The following is a 22935-nucleotide window of genomic DNA, read 5'->3' as shown; positions in this document are numbered from 1 at the left end:
TTCCCTTGCCGGGCGCACCTCCGTTGCGATTTCGAAAGGTTGGGTTCACGAGCCATGCCAAGTGCTCAGGAGCTACAGCAGCAATTTGGTGAATATCGAGGCGCCATGCCCCGTCCATCAGATTTCGATTTCTTTTGGAAAGATCGCATGGCCGAGGCCGACGCCGTTGGGCTTGACTATGCGATTGAGGCGGCATCGGTCGCCGATGCTGTGACTTGCCAGCTTTTCGACCTCTGGTTTACCGGTATGTGCGGCGCCCGCCTGCATGCCAAGTACCTTAAGCCCGTCTCGGACGAGCCCGTGCCATTGGTGCTTCAGTTCCATGGGTATCCGGGTGCAAGCCGCAGCTGGTTTGAGCAGGCGTCGTTTGCTGGTATGGGCATGGCGCTGATCGCTCTCGATTGTCCTGGCCAAGGAGGTCCCTCCGAGGACATTGGTGGATTTGAGGGCACAACGGTCGCGGGCCATATCGTCGCCGGTATCGACGGCGACCCGGCCAACCTCTACTATGTCCGCTTGCATCAGGACATCCGCATCCTATGCCGTATCGTTCGCGAGCTCGAGGGCATCGATTTTGCCCGCGTATTTGTGAATGGCGCATCGCAGGGCGGCGGCTTGGGTATTGCGACCTGCGCGCTTAACAGCGAGCTTATCAATCGCGCCGCCATCCTCTATCCCTTCCTGTCGGATTTCCGCCTGGTCTGGGATTTGGATGCCGATGATATTGCCTACGAGGGCCTTCGCTATTGGTCGCGCTGGTTTGATGAGGACTCGACTCGTATTGATGAAGCCTATGCAAAGCTTGCGTACTTCGACTCCAAGAACTTCGCCCCCATGGTCAAATGCCCCGTGCTGTTTGGCACGGGAACTGCCGATATCGTTTGCCCGCCGGCGACGCAGTTTGCGGTCTACAACAACCTGACCTGCGAGAAGCGCCATGAGTTCTTTGAGGGCTTTGGCCACGAGGAGATTCAGGACTTTGACGATCTGATCATTCCGTTTTTCTGCAAGGGAGGGGAGGCTCATGTCTAAGTGCGAAAGCAATGTCGATGAGCTGATTGTCCCCGAGCTTACGGGGATTCCCGGGACGGTTTCGTCAAAGCTCTCCGATTTCCGGGATTGGCGCGGCGATACTTCGGTGGATATTTCCGATTTGTGTACAGCCGTATCGAATCCTGAGGTTTGCGGGTTGACCGTTACGGCGATTGATTTCGCCAATCCGTGCGCGTGCTACTCCGAGGTCTCCTTTGAGGTCGGCGGGGATGTCGTACACGGCCGCTTGATTGAGCCCGCTGGTCGTGCCCGAGTATCTGAGCGTGTGCCGTTGTGCCTGATGTTCCACGACATCGATCGGCCTGTGCGCGGCTGGCATCACATGACGAGATTTGCCGCCATGGGGTATGCCGTCCTCGCGCTGGATGACGATGTTGCTGGTGCGGACGACCTGCAGCGGGGGATTTCTTCGCCCGCTTTTGTCGAGCGCGTCCGTTGGGGTTGCGCGCTGGCGAAGGTGGCGCGCAATCTTGATGGCATGGACCCCGACCGCATCTTTGCATGGGGCGAGGGTCTTGGCGGCGGAGTCGCGCTGGCGGTTTCTGCTCTGGACGAGCGGGGCCTCGCCTGCACGGCGGTTGCCAATCCGCTTCCTGGCGGTCTCGAGGCGCTGTCGTCTCGGGTGCGCGGATCGGTGCTCATGGGCACGTCGCTTATGGATACCGTGAGCGATCCCAAGGATCAGTTTGCCGTATTCAACGGTCTTGAGTGTGACCGGAGGCATATCATCTATGCAAAATACGCTCACGAGCGCATCAATGCGTTCGAAAACGAAGTCGTCGACTTTTTTAACCAAACGTTCTACTCGTGTTCTTTGGCCTAGACGGCCTGGACACTGCCAACAAGAGTGGGTGGCATAGGGCCGCCCGCCAGACAACTAAGGAGATTCTTGTGGCAACTCAGAAATTCACCGGCGTTATCCCTCCCGTCGTTGTTCCCGATACCGAAGATCACCAGCTTGACGTTGCCTCCTTTGAGCGCAGCATCAACCGCATGATCGATGCTGGCGTCGATGGCCTGTTCTTCTTGGGATCCTCGGGCGAGGTCGTCTTCTCCACCGACGAGCGCCGTCGCCAGATTATCGCCGAGGCCGTCCGTATCGTCGACCATCGCGTTCCCGTTCTGGTCGGCATCATCGATACCGAGACCGAGCGCATGATCGAGCACGGCAAGGTCGCCCAGGAGCTGGGCGCCGATGCCCTCGTCGCCACCTGCCCGTTCTATGCCCTGCAGGGCATGACCGAGGTCGAGGAGCACTTCCGCATCCTGCACGAGGAACTCGACCTGCCCATCTTTGCCTATGACATTCCCGTCTGCGTTCACACCAAGCTCCCCTGGAAGCTCCTTGCCAAGCTCGGCGCCGAGGGCGTTCTGGCCGGCGTCAAGGATTCCTCGGGTGATGACATCTCGTTCCGCTACCTCGTTCAGGAGAACGAGAAGAACGGCCATCCGATGAGCATTCTCACCGGCCACGAGGTTGTTGTCGACGGCGCCTACCTCGGTGGCGCCGACGGTTCCGTCCCGGGTCTCGCCAACGTTGAGCCCGAGGGCTACGTGCGTCAGTGGAAGGCCGCTCAGGCTGGTGACTGGGCTACCGTCAAGGCCGAGCAGGATCGCCTCAATGAGATTTCGCACATCTGGGATGTCACCTCGGGCGTCCAGGGCTATGCCGGTGGCGTCGGCGCCTTCAAGACCGCTATGAACCTCATGGGTATCTTCGACAGCCCGACCATGCCGCGCCCGGTGAAGGCCATGACCGGCGAGAACGTCGAGGCGATTAAGAAGGTCCTCCAGGACAACGGTCTCCTGTAAAGCTTTCCCAGGCACCCGATCTTGGGGCTCAAGTGGTCGGGCGTGACCCATTAGGTCAACGCCCGACCACTTTCACCCCAACCTCGGGCACCTGGGAAACCTTTACTAAGTTGCGGCGATAACACCGCCTTCATTTCCTGTAGTTGTTTTTTATCTCCTAAGGAGAGCGACATGGAGAACAAGTACGTTTGCTCCGTCGATATCGGCGGCACCAAGATTGCGACTGCCATTATGGAGTATCCGACTGATGGCGGCGTGCCCCATCCGGTCTTTGAAGCTGAGGTTCCCACCGAGGCCCAAGAGGGCGGCGAGGCCGTCTTCCAGCGTATCGAGGCGTCCATCAAGGCTGCTCTCGAGGCGAATCCCGATGTCGAGGTCCTTGGCGTCGGTATCGGTGCCGCCGGCGTCGTCGATCCCAAGACGGGCGCCATCGCGTATGCCAATGAGATCATGCCCGGCTGGTCCGGCGTTCAGTTGGGGCCACGTCTGCGCGAGGACCTCGGTCTTCCCGTTGCCGTTGTAGGCGACGTGCAGGCTCATGCTCTGGGCGAGGCCCACTGGGGCGTCGGCAAGGGCAAGTTCTCCGTCTTGTGTCTTGGCATCGGTACGGGCATCGGCGGCGCATATGTCGAGAACGGCCGCGTGATGCAGGGCTTCCATGGTGCTGCTGGCCATATGGGCCACATCGAGTGCTCGGCTGCCGCCGGCATTCCCTGCGCCTGCGGGCGTTCTGGCCATCTGGAGTCGGTTGCTTCGGGCACTTCCATTGGTCGAATGTATGACGAGCGCTTTGGTCGCGTTGACCCCAGCCGTCCTTCGGTCGGCCGCGACGTAAACGACCTGTGCCGTGCGGGCGACGCAAAGGCGACCGAGGTCATCCATGACGCCGGCTTTGCGCTGGGTGCCAGCTTGGGCTCGCTCGCTAACATCCTGGACCCTGAGGTCATCGTGCTTTCGGGCGGCGTGATTCACCAAGGTCCCGATTGGCGTTCGCAGACATGGAAGGATTCGGTGCACGAGGGCTATGCCAGCCAGGCGCTCGATCCGCTTCAGGACACGCCGATCCTCATCGGTTCTCTGGAGGGCGATGCTCCGCTCATCGGTGCCGCTGAGCATCTTCTCGCCTCGTTGAAGTAAACGTATCTGCTGTAGGAGCCTCCCGAGACAACACGCCTCGGGAGGCTGTTCTGAGAAAGGTTGCAGCCTTATGACCGTCGATCCTTTGATTCAATCCCTGAAGGGCAAGCTCGTCGTGAGCGTTCAGGCGTATATGGGCGAGCCGCTTCGTACGCCCGAGACCATGGCGCAAATGTCTCGCGCTTGCGAGCTCGGCGGAGCCGCCGCTATTCGCTGCCAGGGCCTTGCCGACATTGCCGCCATTAAGGGTCGCTGTGAGGTTCCCGTCATCGGCCTGTGGAAGGATGGGCATGAGGGCGTCTACATCACGCCGACGCTGCGTCACGCCCGCGCCTGCGTCGCTGCCGGTGCCGATATCGTGGCGATCGACGCCACCGATCGTCCGCGCCCCGATGGCAAGACGGTCGAGGATACCTTCCGCCCGCTGCACGAGGAGGGTGTGCTCCTGATGGCGGACTGTGCCACCATCGAGGACATTCGCCGTGCGGTTGATATGGGCTTCGACCTGGTATCCACCACGCTCTCTCATGGTGTCGCCGCCATCGACTGCACCATGGCCGATGGCCCCGATCTGCCACTCCTGCGTCAGGCGACCGAGGAATTCCCCGGCCTTCCCATCATTTGCGAGGGTCGCGTGCATACGCCCGAGGAGGCTCGCGCCGCGATCGATGCTGGCGCCTGGGCCGTTGTCGTCGGCACCGCCATCACGCACCCCACGAGTATTACGAGTTGGTTCAAGGCTGCGCTTGAGGCGTAAGACAGGCCTCGTATCCGCTCGGGGCGGTATACTCAATATAGGCAATTGACCGCGCGGGATCCGGGTTGCTGGGTCCCGCGCTTGTTTTTAGGAGGCAGCACATGCAAAAGGGAGATGCCATGGATGCGGCGGAGCGCTCGGAGCGCATCCCCGATATCGTCATCATCACCGGAATGTCCGGATCGGGCCGAACGCAGGCCATGCATGTGTTCGAGGACATGGGTTACTTTTGCATCGACAACTTGCCTCCGCGTCTGATCGCCCAGCTTGCCGAACTCGTCGGCATCAATACGGGCGTGGGCAGGCATCTTGCCGTCACCTGCGATTTGCGTAGCCAGGGACTGTTTGACGAGTTACTCGATGCGGTCGCTGCGCTCGAAGAGCGCGAGATGAGCTGCGACATCGTGTTCCTGGAGGCTTCTGACGAGGTGCTGATCCGTCGTTATAGCGAAAACCGCCGCCGCCATCCCATTGCCAAGCCGGGGGAGACTACGGCCGACGCGATTCAGCGCGAGCGCCTGCAGCTGCAGGGTGTGCGCGATCGAGCCGATATGATCATCAACACGAGCCGCCTGCGCACCTCTGCCCTGCGCAACAAATTGCGCATGGCGTTCTCCGAGTTGTCCGACCAGCAGCTCATGGACGTTCACGTGTTCTCGTTTGGCTTTAAGCACGGTATGCCCGTCGAGGCAGACATCATGATCGACGTTCGCTTCCTGCCCAATCCGTTCTACGATCCCGAGATGCGCACCATGACCGGTCTCGATAAGAAAGTCTCCGACTTTGTTCTGGACCATCCTAAGACCCAGGAGTTCTGGAAGGCCTGGACGCAGCTGCTCGATACGGTCATGCCCGGCTATATCGCGGAGGGCAAGCCGCAACTTTCTATTGCCATCGGTTGCACGGGCGGCCAACACCGCAGCGTTGCCATCGCCGAGGCCACGGCACGTTATTTGGAAGGCGCCCAGTATCACGTGAGCATTTCCCATCGCGACCTGTCGCGCGCGAACACGAAAGCATAGGCCTGCATGTCGTTTACCGCGGAGGTGCGCGACGAGCTTGCGCGCTGCGAACCCGAATGTGAATACTGCGATTTGTCGACGCTTGCCGCCCTGACGCGCGTGAGCGGTACACTTTCGCTGGCCGGCTCCGGGCGGTATCGTTTGACGGTCGCGACCGAGACGGGCGCCGTCGCGCGCACGATGATCACGCTGACGCATCGCATCCTTAAGCTCAAAACGGAATTCACCGTTCGTAAATCGGTCTTGCATAAGGTCCGTAACTATCTCATTACCCTGCCCGATCAACCCGACCTGGACAAGGCTCTGGTACTGCTGGGCATTCTCGACCGCAGGGGAGGGCTCGTCGCCGGTGTTCCCCGGCACATCGTTGCCCGTCCCTGCTGCAGGCTTGCCTACATCCGCGGCGCGCTCATCGCCGGCGGTTTCGTGGCCGATCCCCGCGGCGACTTTCATTTGGAGATCGCGGTGCAGGGCGAGCAGTATGCCCGGGGACTTTGCGATCTATTGGAGCAGATTGGGGTCCATGCGCGCGTTAACGCGCGGCGCGGATCCTATGCCGTGTACATTAAGAGCGCCGAGGAGATCGAGCAGCTCCTAAAGCTGGTCGGCGCCAAGCGCAGCGTTGCCGAGATCGAGGAAGCGCGCGCGGTCAAATTGGTTAAGAACGACGTAAACCGTCGCGTGAATGCCGAGCTGGCCAATCAGACCAGAAGCGCGGGTGCCGCCCAGCATCAGCTTGCGCTGATCGATGCGCTCGAACTGCGGGGTTTGCGCGACACGCTTCCGGACGCCTTGGCGGTCTTTTGCGACCTGCGCGAGCGCTATCCCGATCTGTCACTGCGCGATTTGGGGGAGATGGCTGACCCTCCCTTGTCGAAGTCGGCCCTCTACCATCGAGTTTTGAGACTTGAAAAGCTCATTGAAGCAAACAGGTAGTTTAAAGTATCGACTTATATACGGATTTAGCTGCTATTTTATTCTTTAAAACGTTTTAACGTAAATTTGATTTTCAATTTCGAGCATTCTCGTGAAATTCAAGTCAAAAAAAAGGTATATTAGGCGAGTGGTTAGTTTGTGGGCCTCAACGGCGGGCGCTGTAGCTTGCGGGGGCCTTACGAAAGGAGACACAATGGCAGTAAAGGTTGCTATTAACGGCTTCGGTCGCATCGGTCGTCTGGCTTTCCGTCAGATGTTCGGTCATGAGGGCTCCGAGATCGTCGCTATCAACGACCTCACCTCTCCCGATATGCTCGCTTACCTGCTGAAGTACGACTCCACGCAGGGCAACTACGCTCGCGATCACGAGGTCGTTGCTGGCGAGGATTCCATCACCGTTGACGGCAAGGAGATCAAGATCTACAAGGAGGCCGACGCCAACAACCTGCCTTGGGGCGACCTCGACGTCGACGTCGTTCTCGAGTGCACCGGCTTCTACACCAGCAAGGCTAAGGCTCAGGCCCACATCAACGCTGGCGCCAAGAAGGTCGTCATCTCCGCTCCGGCCGGCAGCGATCTGCCCACCATCGTGTACAACGTCAACCACGAGACGCTGACCGCTGAGGACAACATCATCTCCGCTGCTTCCTGCACCACCAACTGCCTCGCCCCGATGGCCAAGGGTCTGAACGACTTCGCTCCCATCGTGTCCGGCATCATGACCACCATTCACGCCTGGACCGGCGACCAGATGCCGCTCGACGGCCCGCAGCGCAAGGGCAACAAGCGTCGTAGCCGCGCCTGCGCCGTCAACATCGTCCCCAACACCACCGGTGCTGCCAAGGCTATCGGCCTGGTTCTCCCCGAGCTCAACGGTAAGCTCATCGGTGCCGCCCAGCGCGTCCCGACGCCGACCGGCTCCATCACCAACCTCTACGCTGTCGTTGACAAGAAGGTCACCGTCGACGAGGTTAACGCCGCTATGAAGGCCTACGCTGCCACCATCTCCGAGACCTTCGGTTACAACGAGGACGACATCGTCTCCACCGACATCATCGGCGAGACCCATGGCTCCATCTTCGACGCCACTCAGACCATGTGCTCTGACCTCGGCAACGGCCAGACCCTCGTTCAGGTCACCTCTTGGTACGACAACGAGAACTCCTACACCTCTCAGATGGTCCGCACCATCAAGTACTTCGAGAAGTTCGTTGCTTAATTTAGCTTTTAGCGAATAGCTCGTTGAGCGTCTAAAGAAGGGCGCGGCCTTATAGGGCTTACACCCTAGGGTCGCGCCCTTTTTATAGGAAATCGTCTGCCGTAATGGGAGGCAGACACGTACGAAAGGTAGAAGCAAACATGGCCTTTACCAAGAAGACCGTCCGCGACATCGATGTCGACGGCAAGCGCGTTCTCGTCCGCGTTGACTTCAACGTGCCTATCAAGGATGGCGTCGTTGGCGACACCACCCGTATCAAGGCTGCCCTGCCCACCATCAACTATCTCGTTGAGCACAACGCTCGCGTCATCCTCATGAGCCACCTCGGCCGTCCCGATGGCACCGGCTTCCAGCCCGAGCTGTCCCTCGAGCCCGTCGCCAAGAAGCTCGCCGAGCTCTCTGGTCTCGACGTTGCCTTTGTCGCCGACACCTACGGCGAGAAGGCTGCCGAGGCTGTCGCTGCCGTCGAGCCGGGCAAGGTTCTCGTTCTCGAGAACGTCCGCTTCGATAAGCGTGAGAAGAAGAACGATCCCGAGATCGCCAAGAAGCTCGCTTCCTATGGTGACGTCTTCGTTCTCGATGCCTTCGGCACCGCTCACCGCGCCCAGGGTTCCGTCGTGGGCCCCGCCGCTTACCTGCCTGCCGTCGCTGGCTTCCTGCTCGAGAAGGAGGTCGACACGCTGACCGGCATCTTCGCCGAGCCCGAGCGCCCCTTCGTCGCCATCGTCGGCGGTTCCAAGGTTTCCTCCAAGATCGGCGTTCTCGATCACCTCATCGACTCCGCTGACACCCTGATCATCGGTGGCGGCATGGCCTACACTTTCTTCCTGGCTCAGGGCCTGTCCGTTGGTCAGTCCCTCAAGGAAGAGGACTGGGTCGAGCGCGCTGGCGAGATGCTCAAGAAGGCCGAGGAGAAGGGCGTCAAGATCCTGCTCCCCATCGACAACCGCGTTGCCGATCACTTTGGCGAGGACGCTGTCCCCGAGGTTGTCGCTTCCGACGCTATCCCCGACGATCGTGAGGGCATGGACATCGGCCCCAAGACCGAGGAGCTTTACGCCGAGGCCGTCAAGGGTGCCAAGACCGTGTTCTGGAACGGCCCCATGGGCGTCTTCGAGTTCGACAACTTCGCTCACGGCACCCAGGCTATCGCCGAGGCTGTCGCCGAGGCCGACTGCACCTCGATCATCGGCGGTGGCGACTCCGTCGCAGCTGTCAACAAGTTCAACCTGGCCGACAAGATGAGCTGGATCTCCACCGGTGGTGGAGCTTCCATGGAGCTCGTCGAGGGTAAGGCCCTGCCCGGAGTGGAGGCGCTTCTCGATGCCTAATCGCACCCTTCTTATCGCTGGTAACTGGAAGATGAACAACGACGTCGCCGAGGCCGCCAAGCTCGCCGACGAGCTGGCTCAGGCTCTGCCCGAGGTTCCGGCTGGCGTCGAGGTGCTCGTCTGCCCTCCGACTATCGACATCACCACGGTTCATGACCGCATTCAGGCTGCCCCCATCGCCCTCGGTGCACAGAATGTGTACTGGGAGGCCAAGGGTGCCTTCACCGGTGAGTCCTCTTGCGACATGCTCAAGTCCGCTGGTTGCACCTACTGCATCATCGGTCACTCCGAGCGTCGCGACTACTTCCACGAGACCGACGAGGACCAGAACAAGAAGGCCAAGGCTCTCGTTGCCGCCGGTCTTGTTCCCGTCTTCTGCTGCGGCGAGTCCCTTGAGGTCCGCGAGGCCGGCACCTATGTCGAGCACGTCGTGAACCAGGTCAAGGCCGGCCTTGCTGGTCTTGAGATCACCTGCCCCAAGCAGGTCGTCGTCGCCTACGAGCCCATCTGGGCCATCGGCACCGGCAAGACCGCTACCGCCGAGGACGCTCAGGAGGTCTGCGGCGCTATCCGTGAGACCCTCAAGGAGATGTTCGGCGAGGAGCTCGCTAACGGCATCCGCGTCCTGTACGGTGGTTCCGCTAAGCCCGGCAACATCGCCGAGCTCGTCGCCAAGCCCGACGTTGACGGCGCCCTTGTGGGCGGCGCTTCGCTCAAGGCTGCCGACTTCGCCTCTATGGTCGTCAAGGCAGGCGAGTAGGACATATGGCACAGCGTCATCTTCCTGCACTCCTGATCATCATGGATGGTTGCGGCCTTGCTCCGGCCGATGGCGAGAACGCCGTCGCCGCTGCCAAGACGCCCTTCCTTGATAGCCTGTACGAGAAGTACCCCCACACCACGCTCGGCGCTTCGGGCGAGGACGTGGGTCTTCCCGATGGCCAGATGGGTAACTCCGAGGTGGGTCACCTCAACATCGGTGCCGGCCGCATCGTGTTCCAGGAGCTTTCGCGCATCAACAACGCCATCAAGGACGGCTCCATCGCCAAGAACGAGGTTTTCGTCAAGGCTATGGACGATGTCAAGGCCGAAGGCAAGACCCTGCACCTCATGGGCCTTATGAGCCCTGGCGGCGTTCATTCTCACATGAACCATGTCGAGGCCCTGGTCAAGATGGCTGCCCAGCATGGCGTCAAGACCGTTCGCGTCCACGCCTTTATGGATGGTCGCGATGTCGACCCGCAGTCCGGTGCCGGCTACATGAGCGAGTTCTGCGCCTTCCTGGCTAAGATTTCCGAGGAGACCGGTTGCGACGCTCGCGTCGCCACCGTTTCGGGCCGCTATTGGGCCATGGACCGCGACAACCGTTGGGAGCGCATCCAGCGTGCCTACGATGTCATGGTCAACGCGTCCGATGCCGATACCGATCCCGTGGCCGGTATCAAGGCCTACTACGAGAAGGACCCGCGCGGCGATGAGTTCGTCGAGCCCTTCGCTGCCCACAACGAGGGCATCCACGAGGGTGACGCGGCCATCTTCTTCAACTTCCGTCCCGACCGCGCCCGTCAGATGACCCGCGTGTTCACGGACAAGGAGTTCGACGGCTTTGAGCGCGAGCAAATCAAGCTCTCGCACTTTGTGACGATGACCGAGTACGATCCGACGTTTGACGTCGAGGTCGCCTTCCCCAAGACGTTCCCCGAGAACGTTCTGGCCGACGTCATCGCAGCCAATGGCCTGAAGCAGCTGCACACCGCCGAGACCGAGAAGTACGCTCACGTGACGTTCTTCCTCAACGGCGGCATCGAGGAGCCCAAGGAGGGCGAGGAGCGCGTGCTCGTCGCTTCCCCCAAGGTCGCTACCTACGATCTGCAGCCCGAGATGAGCGCTCCCGAGGTTACTGAGAAGCTCGTCGCCGCCATCAACGAGGATCGCGCTGATTTCTACATCGTGAACTTTGCGAACTGCGACATGGTTGGTCACACCGGTGTCTTCGACGCCGCCGTTAAGGCCGTCGAGGCTGTTGACGATGCTCTGTCCAAGGTTGTCCCGGCGATTCTCGCTAAGGGCGGCTTTGCGCTGATTACCGCCGACCATGGCAACGCCGATCACATGTTTGACGTTGCTTCCGACGGTTCCAAGCATCCGTTTACGGCTCACACCACCAACCGCGTGCCGTTCATCATCGTTGATGATAAGGCCAAGCTCACCGGTATCGAGGACGGCCGTCTTTCCGATATCGCTCCGACTATGCTCACCATGGCTGGTATTGAGCCTTCCGCCGAGATGACGGGTCGCGTGCTCGCCACCGAGGCCTAATAGAAAACAAATACCGTTTTCTAGTAAGGGGGTTGTCCACAACCGGACGACCCCCTTTTTGGTATTTCTGCCATTTCTACCCCGTCTCCAATTGGCGGGTGGGGGAGTGTTGGGGGTTGTGGTACAGTACTGGAGTTTGAATTGTTCTATTAAGGAGCTTATCTATGGGTCCGTTCCAGATTCTTCTGTTTGTCGTTTGGGCTTTTTCTGCCGTGGCGCTGACGATTCTCGTCCTGATGCACTCCGGTAAGGGTACCGGCGTTTCGGATATGATCGCTAGCTCGCTGTATAACTCCAGCTCTGCCACGGGCGTCATGGAGCAGAACCTCGATCGCCTGACGGTAATTATGGCCGTCGTTTTTGCTGTGTGTGTCGTTCTGTGCATGTTCTTCTTCCCGCAGGGCATCGTCGGCTACTAAGCATCGGCGTATATACGTTTGTAAAGGGTCCCGCATGTGCGGGGCCCTTTTTGTTTACAGACTTGTAATAGAGTCAAAATATCCCCACATACTTCGCCTAACTAAAGAAATTCTCGACCGTTAACCGGAATTAGCGCCATATTGTGCATAAAATGCGCTACTGTATTGCGAAACGTTGGTCCGCACTGCATAACCAGCCATAACGGCGGACCGCGTTTGAATGGTTCGAATGGGCTGTCTCGACGTTGCCCGGCCGAATTCACTTTGTCCTATCTCATAAGGAGGATGGCATGGCTGATTCTATGTTCCACCAGCCCGTTATGGGTCGTCGCGCCTTTGTTGGCGGCACCCTCGCTGCGAGCTCCATGGCTTTTCTTGCCGCATGCGGCAAGAAGGGCGGCGACGCTTCCGGATCTGACTCCGGTTCGACGCTGAACTTCTACATCAACAACCCGGTCTGCATCGACCCCTACAACGTCCAGGAGGATCAGGGCACTCAGGTCGAGTACCAGCTCTTCGACGCTCTGACGGAGTACGATAACGAGAAGGGCGAGATCGTTCCGCTGGCTTGCGAGTCCTTCGAGGCTAACGACGACGCCACCGAGTTCACCTTCAAGATCAAGAAGGCCAAGTTCCACAACGGTGACGACGTTACCTCCAAGTCCTTCAAGCTCGGCTGGGAGCGCCTGGTCAACACCAAGTCGGCCATCGCTACCGAGTATGGTCCTTCCGAGGTCTCCTACCACCTTTCCATGGTCGAGGGCTATGACGATCTGCTTGCCGGTAATGCTACCGAGCTGTCCGGCGTTACCTGCCCGGATGACGAGACCCTCGTCGTCAAGCTGACTTCCGCCTACGCCGACTTCCCGTTCGTCGCCTCTCACCCGGCTCTGTCCCCGGTTCCCGAGTGCGCCGAGTCCGATGTCAAGAGCTTCTACCTTGCCCCGGTCGGTAACGGCCCGTTCATGATGGACGGCAAGTGGGAGGATGGTCAGGAGATCAACCTCAAGAAGTTTGACGATTACTATGGCGACAAGGCCAAGATCGACGCCATCCACTTCCAGGTCATCAAGGACGTGGAGACCGCTTACAAGGAGTTCCAGGCCGGCAACCTCGATGTCTGCGACGTTCCCGTTGCTCAGATCGACGCCGCCAAGAAGGATCGCGGCGAGTCCAAGGATGGCTACACCATGGGTGATGGCGAGCGCATGCTGCTCGGCTCCGAGCCTTCCACGTACTATCTGACGTGCAACACCACGGCCGAGCCGTTCAACAACGCTGACCTGCGCAGGGGCATCTCCCTGGCTATCAACCGTGAGGCCATCTGCAAGACCATCTTCAAGGGCACCCGTACCCCCGCTGACGGCATCGTTCCTCCGGGAATCGCCGGCTACAAGGAGGGCGCATGGGAGTTCTGCGCCTATGACGTCGACAAGGCTAACGAGTACCTCGACAAGGTCGCTCCCGCTGGCGCTAACGGCGATCGTGGCATTAATGTGACCCTGTCCTACAACCAGGACGGTGGCCACAAGGAGATCATGGAGTCCATCATCGGCGACCTCGCCAAGGTGGGCGTCACCGCCGTCTCCGATACTCCCGAGTGGTCTGCCCTGCTTGAGCAGTATCAGAACTTCAACTATCAGTTCGGCCGTCTGGGCTGGATCGCCGATTACCCGATCATGGACAACTTCCTGTACCCGCTGTTCCACTCCGACTCCCTCGGTGGCGACAACCGCTCCGGTTACAACAACCCCGAGTTCGATGCCAAGGTCGATGAGGCCCGTGCCACGGTTGACGACGACGAGCGCATCGCCAAGATGCAGGAGGCTGACGCTATGGTCGCCGCTGACTGCCCGGTTATCCCGGTGATGTTCTACACGCACACCATCGCTGGCTCTGACCGCGTCAAGCATCTCTATGTTGATCCGCAGAAGCACGCCGATCTGGGTACCGCTGAGCTCGCCTAAGAGTTTTGCAGCTTCCATGAGGGTCAAGTATTTACGTAGACCTCATGGGAAACATACAGTTCTCCCTAACCTGGGGTAAACTGGCTGATGGTAATTTTGGGATGCCGGTCTGGCGATCGGCATCCCATTTAGGTTAATCCCTAGATAGGGGAGTGGTATGGGTAAGTACATCGTTAAACGTGTGCTTCAGTTCATCCCGGTATTTTTGGGCGTTACGTTGATTCTGTTCGCCCTCCAGAATATTGTGCCGGGAGACCCGATCAAGCTGATCGGTGGAGACAAGGCTCTGTCCCCCGAGGTAGAGCTTCAACTTCGCGTGCGCTATCACCTGGTCCAGGCGGACGAGGACGGCAACGCGATCCTTGACGAGAACGGCGATCCCGTTCCAACATCGCTTGTGGACCAATACTTGAATTACATGAATGGTCTGCTTCATGGCGATCTGGGCAATTCGTATCAGCGCAAGCTGCCGGTTGCGGAAATCTTTGCCCAGAAGTATCCGTATACGGTTAAACTCGCCGCGTGCGCCATCGTGCTCGAGGCAATCATGGGTATCGGTGCGGGTATCATTTCGGCGGTAAAGCGCTATTCCTTCTGGGATATTTTGGTAACGCTGACCACGTCGATCCTCGTTGCCGTTCCTGCATTCTGGCTCGGTATGCTGCTGCAGCTGTTCTTTGGCGTCATCCTTAAGGATGCCACCGGCGGCGCATTCTCCATGCCGATCTCGGGTGCCGGCGGCTCCAGCTCTCAGTATCAGGATTGGATGCACTATGTGCTTCCGACCATTACGCTGGCTTCGGTTTCGACCGCCTATGCTGCCCGCATCATGCGCTCGCAGCTGCTCGACGTCATGAATCAGGATTATATCCGCACGGCAAAGGCCAAGGGTCTCTCCAATCGCGCGATCATCGTCAAGCATGCGCTTAAGAATGCACTCATCCCCGTTGTTACCTATATTGGTGTCGACTTCGGCGGCATGCTTTCGGGCGCCATCCTGACCGAGACGGTCTTTAACTGGCCCGGTATCGGTTCTGAGGTCTACCGCGCCATTAGCATGCGCGACTGGCCCATCGTTATGGGCGGCGTTACGCTCATCGTTGTCGTCGTTATGGTGATCAACCTTCTCGTCGACATTAGCTATGCATTCCTCGACCCGCGTATCCGCCTCGGCGGTCCGTCGGATAAGGCCTAAGGGAGGTACGTCTCATGCAGGAAACTGATTCTCAGTCTCAGGAGCAGGCTACCGCCACCAAGGCCGCATCTGCTCCCGCCAAGTCCCGCACGCTGTGGGGCGACGCTTTTAAGCGTCTTCGCAAGAATAAGCTCGCCGTTATCGGTATCTGCTGGATTATCATCGTCGTTTTGGTTGCCTTGACCGCAGACCTGTGGGCTAAGCCCTGGCTCGGGTCGCCGACGGCTTCTGACTCGACGACCATGGCCGAGACTTCGCTGCTGGCTCCGTGTGCCGAGCACCCGTTTGGTACCGACGCCCTTGGCCGCGACATTCTCGTCCGAGTTATCTACGGCGCGCGCGTTTCGCTTTCCGTCGGTATTATGGCCACCGCCATCTCCACGGTGATCGGTCTGATCATGGGCGCCCTGGCCGGTTTCTATGGCGGCATCTGGGATACGATCATCATGCGCTTCGCGGATATCTTCCTGGCGTTCCCGTACGTGCTGTTCGTTGTCGCCATGATCGCCGTTATCGGCCGTGGTCTTCAGAATGTTTTCATCGCCATCGGTATTCTCGGCTGGCCCTCGATTGCCCGTGTCTTCAGATCCGCGATCCTGACAGTCAAGGAAAACGACTATGTTGACGCTGCGCGGGCGATGGGTGCATCCGATGCTCGTATCGTCGTGCGTCACATCTTCCCGAACTCCGTTGCTTCCATCGTAGTCTACGCGACTATGAACATTGGTGGCGCCATTCTGACCGAGTCCGCTCTGTCCTTCCTCGGCATGGGCGTTATTCCGCCTACGCCTTCGTGGGGCTCCATGATTCAGGACGGTCAGCAGTATCTTCTGACTGCTCCCTGGATGATGATCATGCCCGGTTTGGCAATTCTCTCGACGGTGCTCGCCTTCACCCTGCTGGGTGACGGTCTGCGCGACGCCCTCGACGTCAAGATGAAGGACGCATAAGGATGAAGAAGAACAAGAACTATGTGGACCTGAAGGACCAGCCGGTTCCCGAGGGCCAGCATCTGCTCGAGGTCGATGACCTTAAGATGTATTTCCACACCGAGGATGGCGTCGTTCGCGCTGTCGATGGCGTGTCCTACACGCTCGATCGCGGTGAGACCCTGGGTGTCGTCGGTGAGTCCGGCTCGGGTAAGTCCGTGACCGCCATGACCATCATGGGCCTCATCTCGATGCCTCCGGGAAAGATTGAGGGCGGCGACGTTCGCTACCGCGGTCGTTCGATCCTCGAGATGACCGAGGAAGAAATGCAGCATATTCGCGGCAACGATATCGCGATGATCTTCCAGGATCCTATGACCTCCCTGAACCCGGTCTATAAGATCGGCAAGCAGGTGGGCGAGGGTCTTCGTCTGCACCGTGGCTACTCCAAGCAGGAGGCGCTCAAGCGCGCCACCGAGCTTTTGGACCTCGTTGGCATTCCTGAGCCCGAGAAGCGCGTCAACGAGTATCCGCACCAGTTCTCTGGTGGCATGCGTCAGCGCGTCATGATTGCCATGGCGCTTGCCTGCGATCCCGATATCCTGATTGCCGATGAGCCCACGACTGCTCTGGACGTTACCATCCAGGCTCAGATTATTGAGCTGATGCAGGAAATGCAGGAGAAGAACGGCAACGCCATTATCATGATCACCCACGACCTGGGCGTTGTCGCCGATATGGCCGATAAGATCATGGTTATGTACGCCGGCCGTCCCGTCGAGTTCGGTACTGCCGAAGAGATCTTCTACGAGAGCCGTCATCCCTACACCTGGGGCCTTATCCGCTCCATCCCGGAGCAGGCTATCGATGAGAAGAAGCCGCTGACGCCGATTCACGGCAACCCGCCCTCGCTCATGAACCTGCCCGAGGGTTGCGTGTTCTCGCCTCGTTGCCCCTATGCGACCGATAAGTGCCGCAAGCAGCGTCCTGAGCGTGTTGTCACTGAGTCTGGCCATTATTCCGCGTGCCACTACTCCGGCGACCCCGAGTTCCTCAAGAATGCTCCTGCGACGTCCCGTACGCGCAAGGATTCCGAGAAGGGAGGCGAGGCGTAAATGGCAGACAATAATGAGCGTACTCCGCTGCTGAAGGTTGAGCACCTCTCTAAGGAATTCCCCGCCGAGTCCGGCATGTTCGCCAAGCGCTTTTCCAAGCGCGTCGTCTCTGCTGTGAACGACATCTCATTTGAGATTTATCCTGGCGAGACCTTTGGTCTGGTTGGCGAGTCTGGTTGCGGTAAGTCCACCACGGGCCGCACGATTATGCGCCTGACCCAGCCGACTGCCGGCAAGGTGTTCTTCCAGGGCAAAGATGTTGCCGAGATGAGCAAGCATGAGATCAAGGACATGCGTCGCGAGATGCAGTTCATCTTCCAGGACCCCTATGCTTCGCTGAACCCCCGTATGACCATCGGCGAGATCGTCTCCGAGCCCATGACTATTCACGGCGTGGGCACCAAGGAGGAGCGTATCGAGCGTGTTCGCGAGCTGCTGGACGTCGTCGGCCTGAACCCCGAGCACATCAACCGCTATCCGCACGAGTTCTCGGGCGGTCAGCGTCAGCGTGTCGGCATCGCCCGCGCCTTCGCTTTGAAGCCCAAGCTGATCATCTGCGACGAGCCCGTTTCCGCTCTGGATGTTTCCATTCAGGCCCAGGTTCTGAACCTGCTCAAGGAACTTCAGGACAAGTTTGGTACGGCGTATCTGTTTATCGCCCACGACCTGTCCGTCGTGCAGCACATCTCCGATCGCGTTGCCGTTATGTATCTGGGCAAGATGGTCGAGGTTTCGGACTGGAAGACGCTCTATAGCGAGCCTCACCATCCGTACACGCAGTCGCTGCTGTCTGCCGTGCCGGTTCCCGATCCTGATATCCAGAAGACCCGCAAGCGCATCATCCTCGCTGGCGATCCGCCGTCGCCGCTGGATCCGCCGACCGGCTGCCGTTTCCACACGCGTTGCCCGATCGCCCAGGGCATCTGCTCAGAGAAGCTTCCTGAGTTTAAGGAAGTTGCCCCGGGTCACTGCTGCGCCTGCCACTTCGCCGAGCCGTTCCCGATCAAGGAATCGCACATCGACCTGTAGTCGGTTGTTTTCGTCCGGGCCCGCCCTGGTGTTACTTTTCAGAACGTCCTCGGACATGCAAGTAACCCCCGCTGCGCATTTCGTGCGGCGGGGGTTACTTGCGTCCTGCGGAATGTTCTGAAAAGTAACACCAGGGCAGGCCCTGCGGTAACTCGGCAGGGGGGGGGTGCGATTCTGTGATCGCTCACTTAATCTAATGGGATAGTTAGTGAGGCCGGAGCAAAAGCTCCGGCCTCCTTATATAAGGGCTCGGCAAAGCCGAGCCACTAAATTTATATCAGCCCCAGAACATATTTGAGAACTGTTCCCGGAGTACATACTCCTAGGGCCGGAATGAGGTTGCTTTCCAACGCATTCCGCAGGGGGCGGCATTATTTTGTAGCGCGAAGCGCGAATCAAAATAATGCCGCATGCCCGAGGACGCGTTGGAAAGCAACCTCATTCCGACCCGAACAGGTCCGTCTACCAGCGCATTTACAAATTCGTAAACTTTTTTGAAAAAAGTGCTTGCACAGTTCTCGAATCATAGGTTATTATCTTCCTCGTTGAACGCGCGGGTCCAACAAAACGAAGCGCGAATCAACAACATAGCATGTCGGAGTGGCGGAATTGGCAGACGCGCTAGCTTGAGGTGCTAGTGACCGCTTTTTGGTCATGCGGGTTCAAGTCCCGCCTCCGACACCATCGCATTTGAGAAGCCTCTTCGGAGGCTTTTTTGTTACCGATAGACGGTGGGGTCCACGATGGAAACGCTTGAACGCAACGAGTGGGCAGACGTTGCCCAACTAGTCGAGATCACGAGCGATGCTGTCATCATCTGCGAGCTCGACGGAACCATTCTGCATGTGAATAATCGCTTACTTGGTTTGATGTGCGAGGAACGCGCCGACGTCATCGGCGGAGATGTTAAAGACGTCCTGTACTCGTCCGCTTTTGAACGTGCGACGGAACATCGTCTGCCATTTGAAACTGATGGCTCCGAGAACGAACTGATGCTCAAGCTGAGTGACGGCTCTTTTATTCCCGTCTTGGTTCGTGCGGGCTCCGTAACGCCTCCACACATCTTTGGGCGCCGCGCACCACGTGTCCTGGTGGCGCTTCACAGTATCGAGGAACAGTATTCTCACGACCGGCAACTCAAGCGTGCGCTTTCGGAGCTTAGAGTGGCGAACAAGCGCCTCTCTGGCACGCTCTCGGTCATTATGAGTACCGTGGGCTCCGATGAGCTGCCCAGCCTACTTGATACCGTTTTGAACCAGCTTGTAGGAACGCTCGATGCTTCGGGTGCCGCTATCTATTTTTCTGAGAGCGGTGGTTTTAAACTTCGCGGTGTTTCCAAGGAGCTGTACGACAGCTACCTGCCTGAGTTTTTGCCGTATGGCGCTGGCATTCCGACGTATGTTCTTCGTGAGTCGCGTGCTTGTCGCTTGTCGATTCAACAGGACCTTGAGGGTGATAAGGTCGCCTCCGGTATGTTCATGGATCTGGACAATCGTTCTAAGCACCTGTTGCGCATGCAGGATATGCCTCCGTACCGCAGCGAGATCTGTCTTCCCGTTTTTTACGGTACGCAGATCCTTGGCGTGCTGGAAGTTGGTTGGAAACGCCCTCAGGCACCGCTCGCCTATGACGTTAATGTGCTCGAGGTCATTTGCGATTACCTGTCTATCCAGCTGGTCGGCATGGCATCGAGCCTTCGCTCCCGTCGCACGGCCGAGCTTGGCCGCTCGCTCAATGTCTTGCGTGACGAGTTGTTTACCTTTCTAGACGATTCCGCCGCGGCTACCCAGGCGGTATCGTCCGAGATCTGCAATATGCTCAACTGCCATTTTTGCCCTATTGAGTATGACGCCAGTCTGGATTCCTACGTCATAGATTTTGAAGGCGGCAGTCGCGTTGCTTTGCCGGACGATCCCGAGAAGCTTTTCTTTTCCACGACGGCGCCAGCGGCACGTCTGGGGGCTGGCCCTGATGGCTTTGAGGCATCTGTTTTGGGCGGCACGAGCGCCGAGGACCTTAAACACGTCCGTATAACTCGCGTTGACGAATCGATGCCTATGGGAGGCTGGCTTAGGGCGCATGGCCTGCCTTGCCAGGGTCTCTACGTCGACGCCGGCATCGAGGCGGGGCGCCCGCGCCCTGAGGGCGATGGCAAGCACAGTAACGACGCGATCGTTCCTGCTTCTGTTGCGAAGGGGCCGACGACGCGTGCGCTGCTGCTTCGTGATGGTAGCCAAGAGCCGATTGATGACCTTGAATATGACTACTTGGTGCACTTGGCTCATGACTTTGAACTGATCTATGAAGGCGAATCTCAAAAGCGTGAGGAGCGCCATATCGCTCAGACCCTCCAGATTGGCATGAGAAATTCACTGGGGGATGTTCCGGGAATCGCCGCCGATTCGGTGTACCTGTCGGCCACGAACTCGGCGTTGGTCGGCGGCGATTTCTATACGCTCATCCGTCTTCCCGACGATTGCGCCGTCATGATTCTGGGCGATGTGTCTGGCAAAGGCATTGAGGCTGCATCGATGTCCGCACTCGTCAAGACGGCCCTGACGGCATATGCCTGGGAGGGCGCTGGACCGGCCCGCATGGCACGCTCCCTTAATAGCATGCTTATGGGCTTTTCGAGGGTCGAGACGTTCGTGACGGCCTTTATCGCCAAGATTGACCTTAAAGCCGGACGCGCAACGTATTGTTCGGCGGGCCATCCTCCGACCATGGTCATCAGGCCAGAGTCGATGCCGCTGGGTGGCGGCGAGGCTCGTGGGGGAGAGGTCGAGCTGCTTGGATGCCAATCGGGGGTAATCGGTGCCTTTGAGAGCATGGTGTACGAGACAGGCGTGTTTACGTTCGCTCCTGGTGACATGCTATTTATGTACACCGACGGAACAATCGAAGCGCGTGACCGCTCGGGTGCTTTCTTTGGCGAGCAGCGCCTTCGCGACCTTCTGCTCTCTGTCTCGGGTGAGGGCGTGTCGGGCATTTGCGGCAAGGTCTTGGGCGAGCTCGACCGATTTACCGAATCGGCGCTGGACGATGACATTGCATTGGTGTCCCTTGAGTTTTTACGGGGTCGTTCATAGACGACGCTGGGCGGGCTGAATCCGTACGGTTGGGGAAACGAATGCATCGAGTGGGCTTTTTTGGGGAACCATGGTCGTATGAATGAGTGGAATGACATAGCGGTTTTGACGCCACCAGGCGATATCGACATCGCCACGGTGCCTGCGCTGCGTCGGCGGTTGGATGCTTTGATTGGCCGCGGCGTGCGTCGTGTCGTCATCAACTGTCAGGCTGTCAGCTTTATCGATTCGACGGGCTTGGCATTCCTGCTTACGCGCGCTCGTGAGCTCATGAGGCGAGAAGGCCTGCTTTCGCTCGTCAATGCATCAGGTGAAGTTGTTCGCTTTTTGGAGATTGCTCGTCTTGTCGATATTCTTCATGTCGCGGGGCCGGCACGGGAGTCTATTCCCGCCATTCCGGTGGGGGAGCTGCCTCGCTGGAGTAAGAGCGTCGAGGTCCGTCAGGGTATCGAGAATCTTCCATACTACCGACATCGCATCGCCGAACTCCTTGAATCGCTTCCGTTGCGCCGTGACGAGCGGTACGATGTCGCATTGGCGTCGGGGGAGGCGCTGGGTAATGCCTATGACCATGCGGGCGGTATCGGGTGCGTCCTGACGGTTCAGGCCTATGGCGATCGCGTTGTGGTTGAGGTGCTTGATCGAGGTGCCGGCTATTCTATCGATGAAACGAGCGAACCGGTCGCATCAGAGGAGCGCGGCCGTGGTATCAAGCTTATGCGTATGCTCGTCGATAACGTGGAGGTTGCTCGTCGTACGGACGGCGCCGGCACGCGCGTGCAGATGGTGAAGCTGTTTAGCGGAGCGCTGGAGTCGTGTGCCTAGCCAATCGCTTTAGCGCGTTTAGCTACTAAGAACATGCGGCAGACAAGTTTTTTGAAAAAAGTACTTGCGTCTTTTGGACAACTCGCGTAAATTAATAACCCGCAAGCGGACATGGCTCAGTTGGTAGAGCACAACCTTGCCAAGGTTGGGGTCGCGGGTTCGAGCCCCGTTGTCCGCTCCATTGCATTTCCGGACCGTTTAGGCGGTCCTTTTTCGGCGAAGTGGCCAAGTGGTAAGGCAGAGGCCTGCAAAGCCTTTACCCCCGGTTCGAATCCGGGCTTCGCCTCCAGGCAACATCCGGGCGCTCCGGCGCCCGTTTTGTTTTACATATGCGGACATGGCTCAGTTGGTAGAGCACAACCTTGCCAAGGTTGGGGTCGCGGGTTCGAGCCCCGTTGTCCGCTCCAAACGCAGCAGCCCGACTACTACGGTAGCCGGGCTTTTTCGTACCCATCGCTTGGGCTCGAACCCGAGAGGGAGCGAGCGTTAAGCAAACGCGGAGCGTTTGTAGCGAGCTGGCGAGGACGCCGGCAGGCGGCCGAAGCCGGTGCGGATCCGCGAAGCGAATACGCAGACGCCCCGTTGTCCGCTCCAACTATCTTACGCGGTTCTAACGAACCGCGTTTTTTGTTGACGCTGCGCGAGCCCCGGGCACCCCATCTTGCCCCTCAATCGTCGGTCGCGTACATAGAGTACGCTTCCCTCCTCTTTCGCGGCAACCTGGGGCACCCGGAGCCCGCTCGCTCATATGACCCAATCCACTGTCAAGGGCCACAATGGC

At 58.9% G+C, this 22935-nt stretch carries 19 protein-coding genes and 4 tRNA genes; all 23 read left to right on the top strand.

Features of this window, described 5'->3' with window-relative positions; translation table 11 throughout:
* The first annotated feature begins 54 nt into the window (after positions 1-54).
* Positions 55-1032 carry an acetylxylan esterase gene (locus tag DW037_RS07975; protein WP_117763871.1) on the top strand — a complete coding sequence of 326 codons (978 nt, stop codon included), beginning with the start codon at positions 55-57 and terminating at the stop codon, positions 1030-1032.
* Positions 1025-1876, top strand: coding sequence for an acetylxylan esterase (locus tag DW037_RS07970; protein WP_117794686.1), 852 nt, complete (start codon positions 1025-1027; stop codon positions 1874-1876). Before DW037_RS07975 ends, DW037_RS07970 begins: the two co-directional genes overlap by 8 nt.
* A gap of 68 nt (positions 1877-1944) precedes the next feature.
* Complete coding sequence (locus tag DW037_RS07965) at positions 1945-2865, top strand: dihydrodipicolinate synthase family protein (RefSeq protein WP_035138887.1); 921 nt, start codon at positions 1945-1947, stop codon at positions 2863-2865.
* Positions 2866-3036: 171 nt separating this feature from the next.
* Complete coding sequence (locus DW037_RS07960; RefSeq protein WP_117735347.1) at positions 3037-4002, top strand: ROK family protein; 966 nt, start codon at positions 3037-3039, stop codon at positions 4000-4002.
* 70 nt (positions 4003-4072) lie between these two features.
* Entirely contained in the window at positions 4073-4759 is a 687-nt protein-coding gene (locus DW037_RS07955; protein WP_022094877.1) for an N-acetylmannosamine-6-phosphate 2-epimerase, read from the top strand.
* Between the two features lie 101 nt (positions 4760-4860).
* Entirely contained in the window at positions 4861-5781 is a 921-nt protein-coding gene (rapZ, locus tag DW037_RS07950) for an RNase adapter RapZ (protein ID WP_117735346.1), read from the top strand.
* 6 nt (positions 5782-5787) lie between these two features.
* Positions 5788-6717, top strand: a complete 930-nt coding sequence (whiA, locus tag DW037_RS07945) for a DNA-binding protein WhiA (protein ID WP_118373143.1) — start codon at positions 5788-5790, stop codon at positions 6715-6717.
* A gap of 193 nt (positions 6718-6910) precedes the next feature.
* Positions 6911-7936, top strand: a complete 1026-nt coding sequence (gap, locus tag DW037_RS07940; protein ID WP_022094880.1) for a type I glyceraldehyde-3-phosphate dehydrogenase — start codon at positions 6911-6913, stop codon at positions 7934-7936.
* A 140-nt stretch (positions 7937-8076) separates the two neighbouring features.
* Positions 8077-9267 carry a phosphoglycerate kinase gene (gene pgk, locus DW037_RS07935; RefSeq protein ID WP_022094881.1) on the top strand — a complete coding sequence of 397 codons (1191 nt, stop codon included), beginning with the start codon at positions 8077-8079 and terminating at the stop codon, positions 9265-9267.
* A complete protein-coding gene (gene tpiA, locus DW037_RS07930; protein WP_022094882.1) occupies positions 9260-10027 on the top strand; it encodes a triose-phosphate isomerase in 768 nt (255 codons plus the stop codon). Before pgk ends, tpiA begins: the two co-directional genes overlap by 8 nt.
* A 5-nt stretch (positions 10028-10032) precedes the next feature.
* Entirely contained in the window at positions 10033-11586 is a 1554-nt protein-coding gene (gpmI, locus tag DW037_RS07925; RefSeq protein ID WP_117862281.1) for a 2,3-bisphosphoglycerate-independent phosphoglycerate mutase, read from the top strand.
* Positions 11587-11750: 164 nt separating this feature from the next.
* Entirely contained in the window at positions 11751-12005 is a 255-nt protein-coding gene (secG, locus tag DW037_RS07920; RefSeq protein ID WP_118373141.1) for a preprotein translocase subunit SecG, read from the top strand.
* Between the two features lie 290 nt (positions 12006-12295).
* Positions 12296-13972 (top strand): ABC transporter substrate-binding protein, encoded by a 1677-nt coding sequence (locus DW037_RS07915; protein ID WP_118373139.1) that lies wholly within the window; start codon positions 12296-12298, stop codon positions 13970-13972.
* A gap of 157 nt (positions 13973-14129) precedes the next feature.
* Positions 14130-15167 carry an ABC transporter permease gene (locus DW037_RS07910; RefSeq protein WP_117635931.1) on the top strand — a complete coding sequence of 346 codons (1038 nt, stop codon included), beginning with the start codon at positions 14130-14132 and terminating at the stop codon, positions 15165-15167.
* 14 nt (positions 15168-15181) lie between these two features.
* Complete coding sequence (locus tag DW037_RS07905; protein ID WP_117776113.1) at positions 15182-16117, top strand: ABC transporter permease; 936 nt, start codon at positions 15182-15184, stop codon at positions 16115-16117.
* A gap of 2 nt (positions 16118-16119) precedes the next feature.
* On the top strand, positions 16120-17211 hold the full coding sequence (locus DW037_RS07900; protein ID WP_117655654.1) for an ABC transporter ATP-binding protein: 1092 nt from the start codon (positions 16120-16122) through the stop codon (positions 17209-17211).
* Positions 17212-18240 (top strand): ABC transporter ATP-binding protein, encoded by a 1029-nt coding sequence (locus DW037_RS07895; RefSeq protein ID WP_118094823.1) that lies wholly within the window; start codon positions 17212-17214, stop codon positions 18238-18240.
* Between the two features lie 594 nt (positions 18241-18834).
* Positions 18835-18924, top strand: a tRNA-Leu gene (locus tag DW037_RS07890).
* 59 nt (positions 18925-18983) lie between these two features.
* On the top strand, positions 18984-21329 hold the full coding sequence (locus DW037_RS07885) for a GAF domain-containing SpoIIE family protein phosphatase (protein ID WP_117584283.1): 2346 nt from the start codon (positions 18984-18986) through the stop codon (positions 21327-21329).
* Positions 21330-21407: 78 nt separating this feature from the next.
* The gene (locus DW037_RS07880) at positions 21408-22154 is read left to right on the top strand and encodes an anti-sigma factor antagonist (RefSeq protein WP_055286928.1); all 747 of its coding nucleotides are present in this window, start codon (positions 21408-21410) and stop codon (positions 22152-22154) included.
* A 105-nt stretch (positions 22155-22259) separates the two neighbouring features.
* A tRNA-Gly gene (locus DW037_RS07875) sits at positions 22260-22335 on the top strand.
* A gap of 34 nt (positions 22336-22369) precedes the next feature.
* Positions 22370-22443: transfer RNA gene (locus DW037_RS07870), tRNA-Cys, on the top strand.
* A gap of 42 nt (positions 22444-22485) precedes the next feature.
* Positions 22486-22561, top strand: a tRNA-Gly gene (locus DW037_RS07865).
* The last annotated feature ends 374 nt before the right edge of the window (positions 22562-22935 follow it).

This window comes from Collinsella sp. AF39-11AT (genome assembly GCF_003474585.1).
In the GTDB taxonomy this organism is placed as follows: domain Bacteria; phylum Actinomycetota; class Coriobacteriia; order Coriobacteriales; family Coriobacteriaceae; genus Collinsella.
This window is presented reverse-complemented; position numbering and strand designations above follow the sequence as displayed.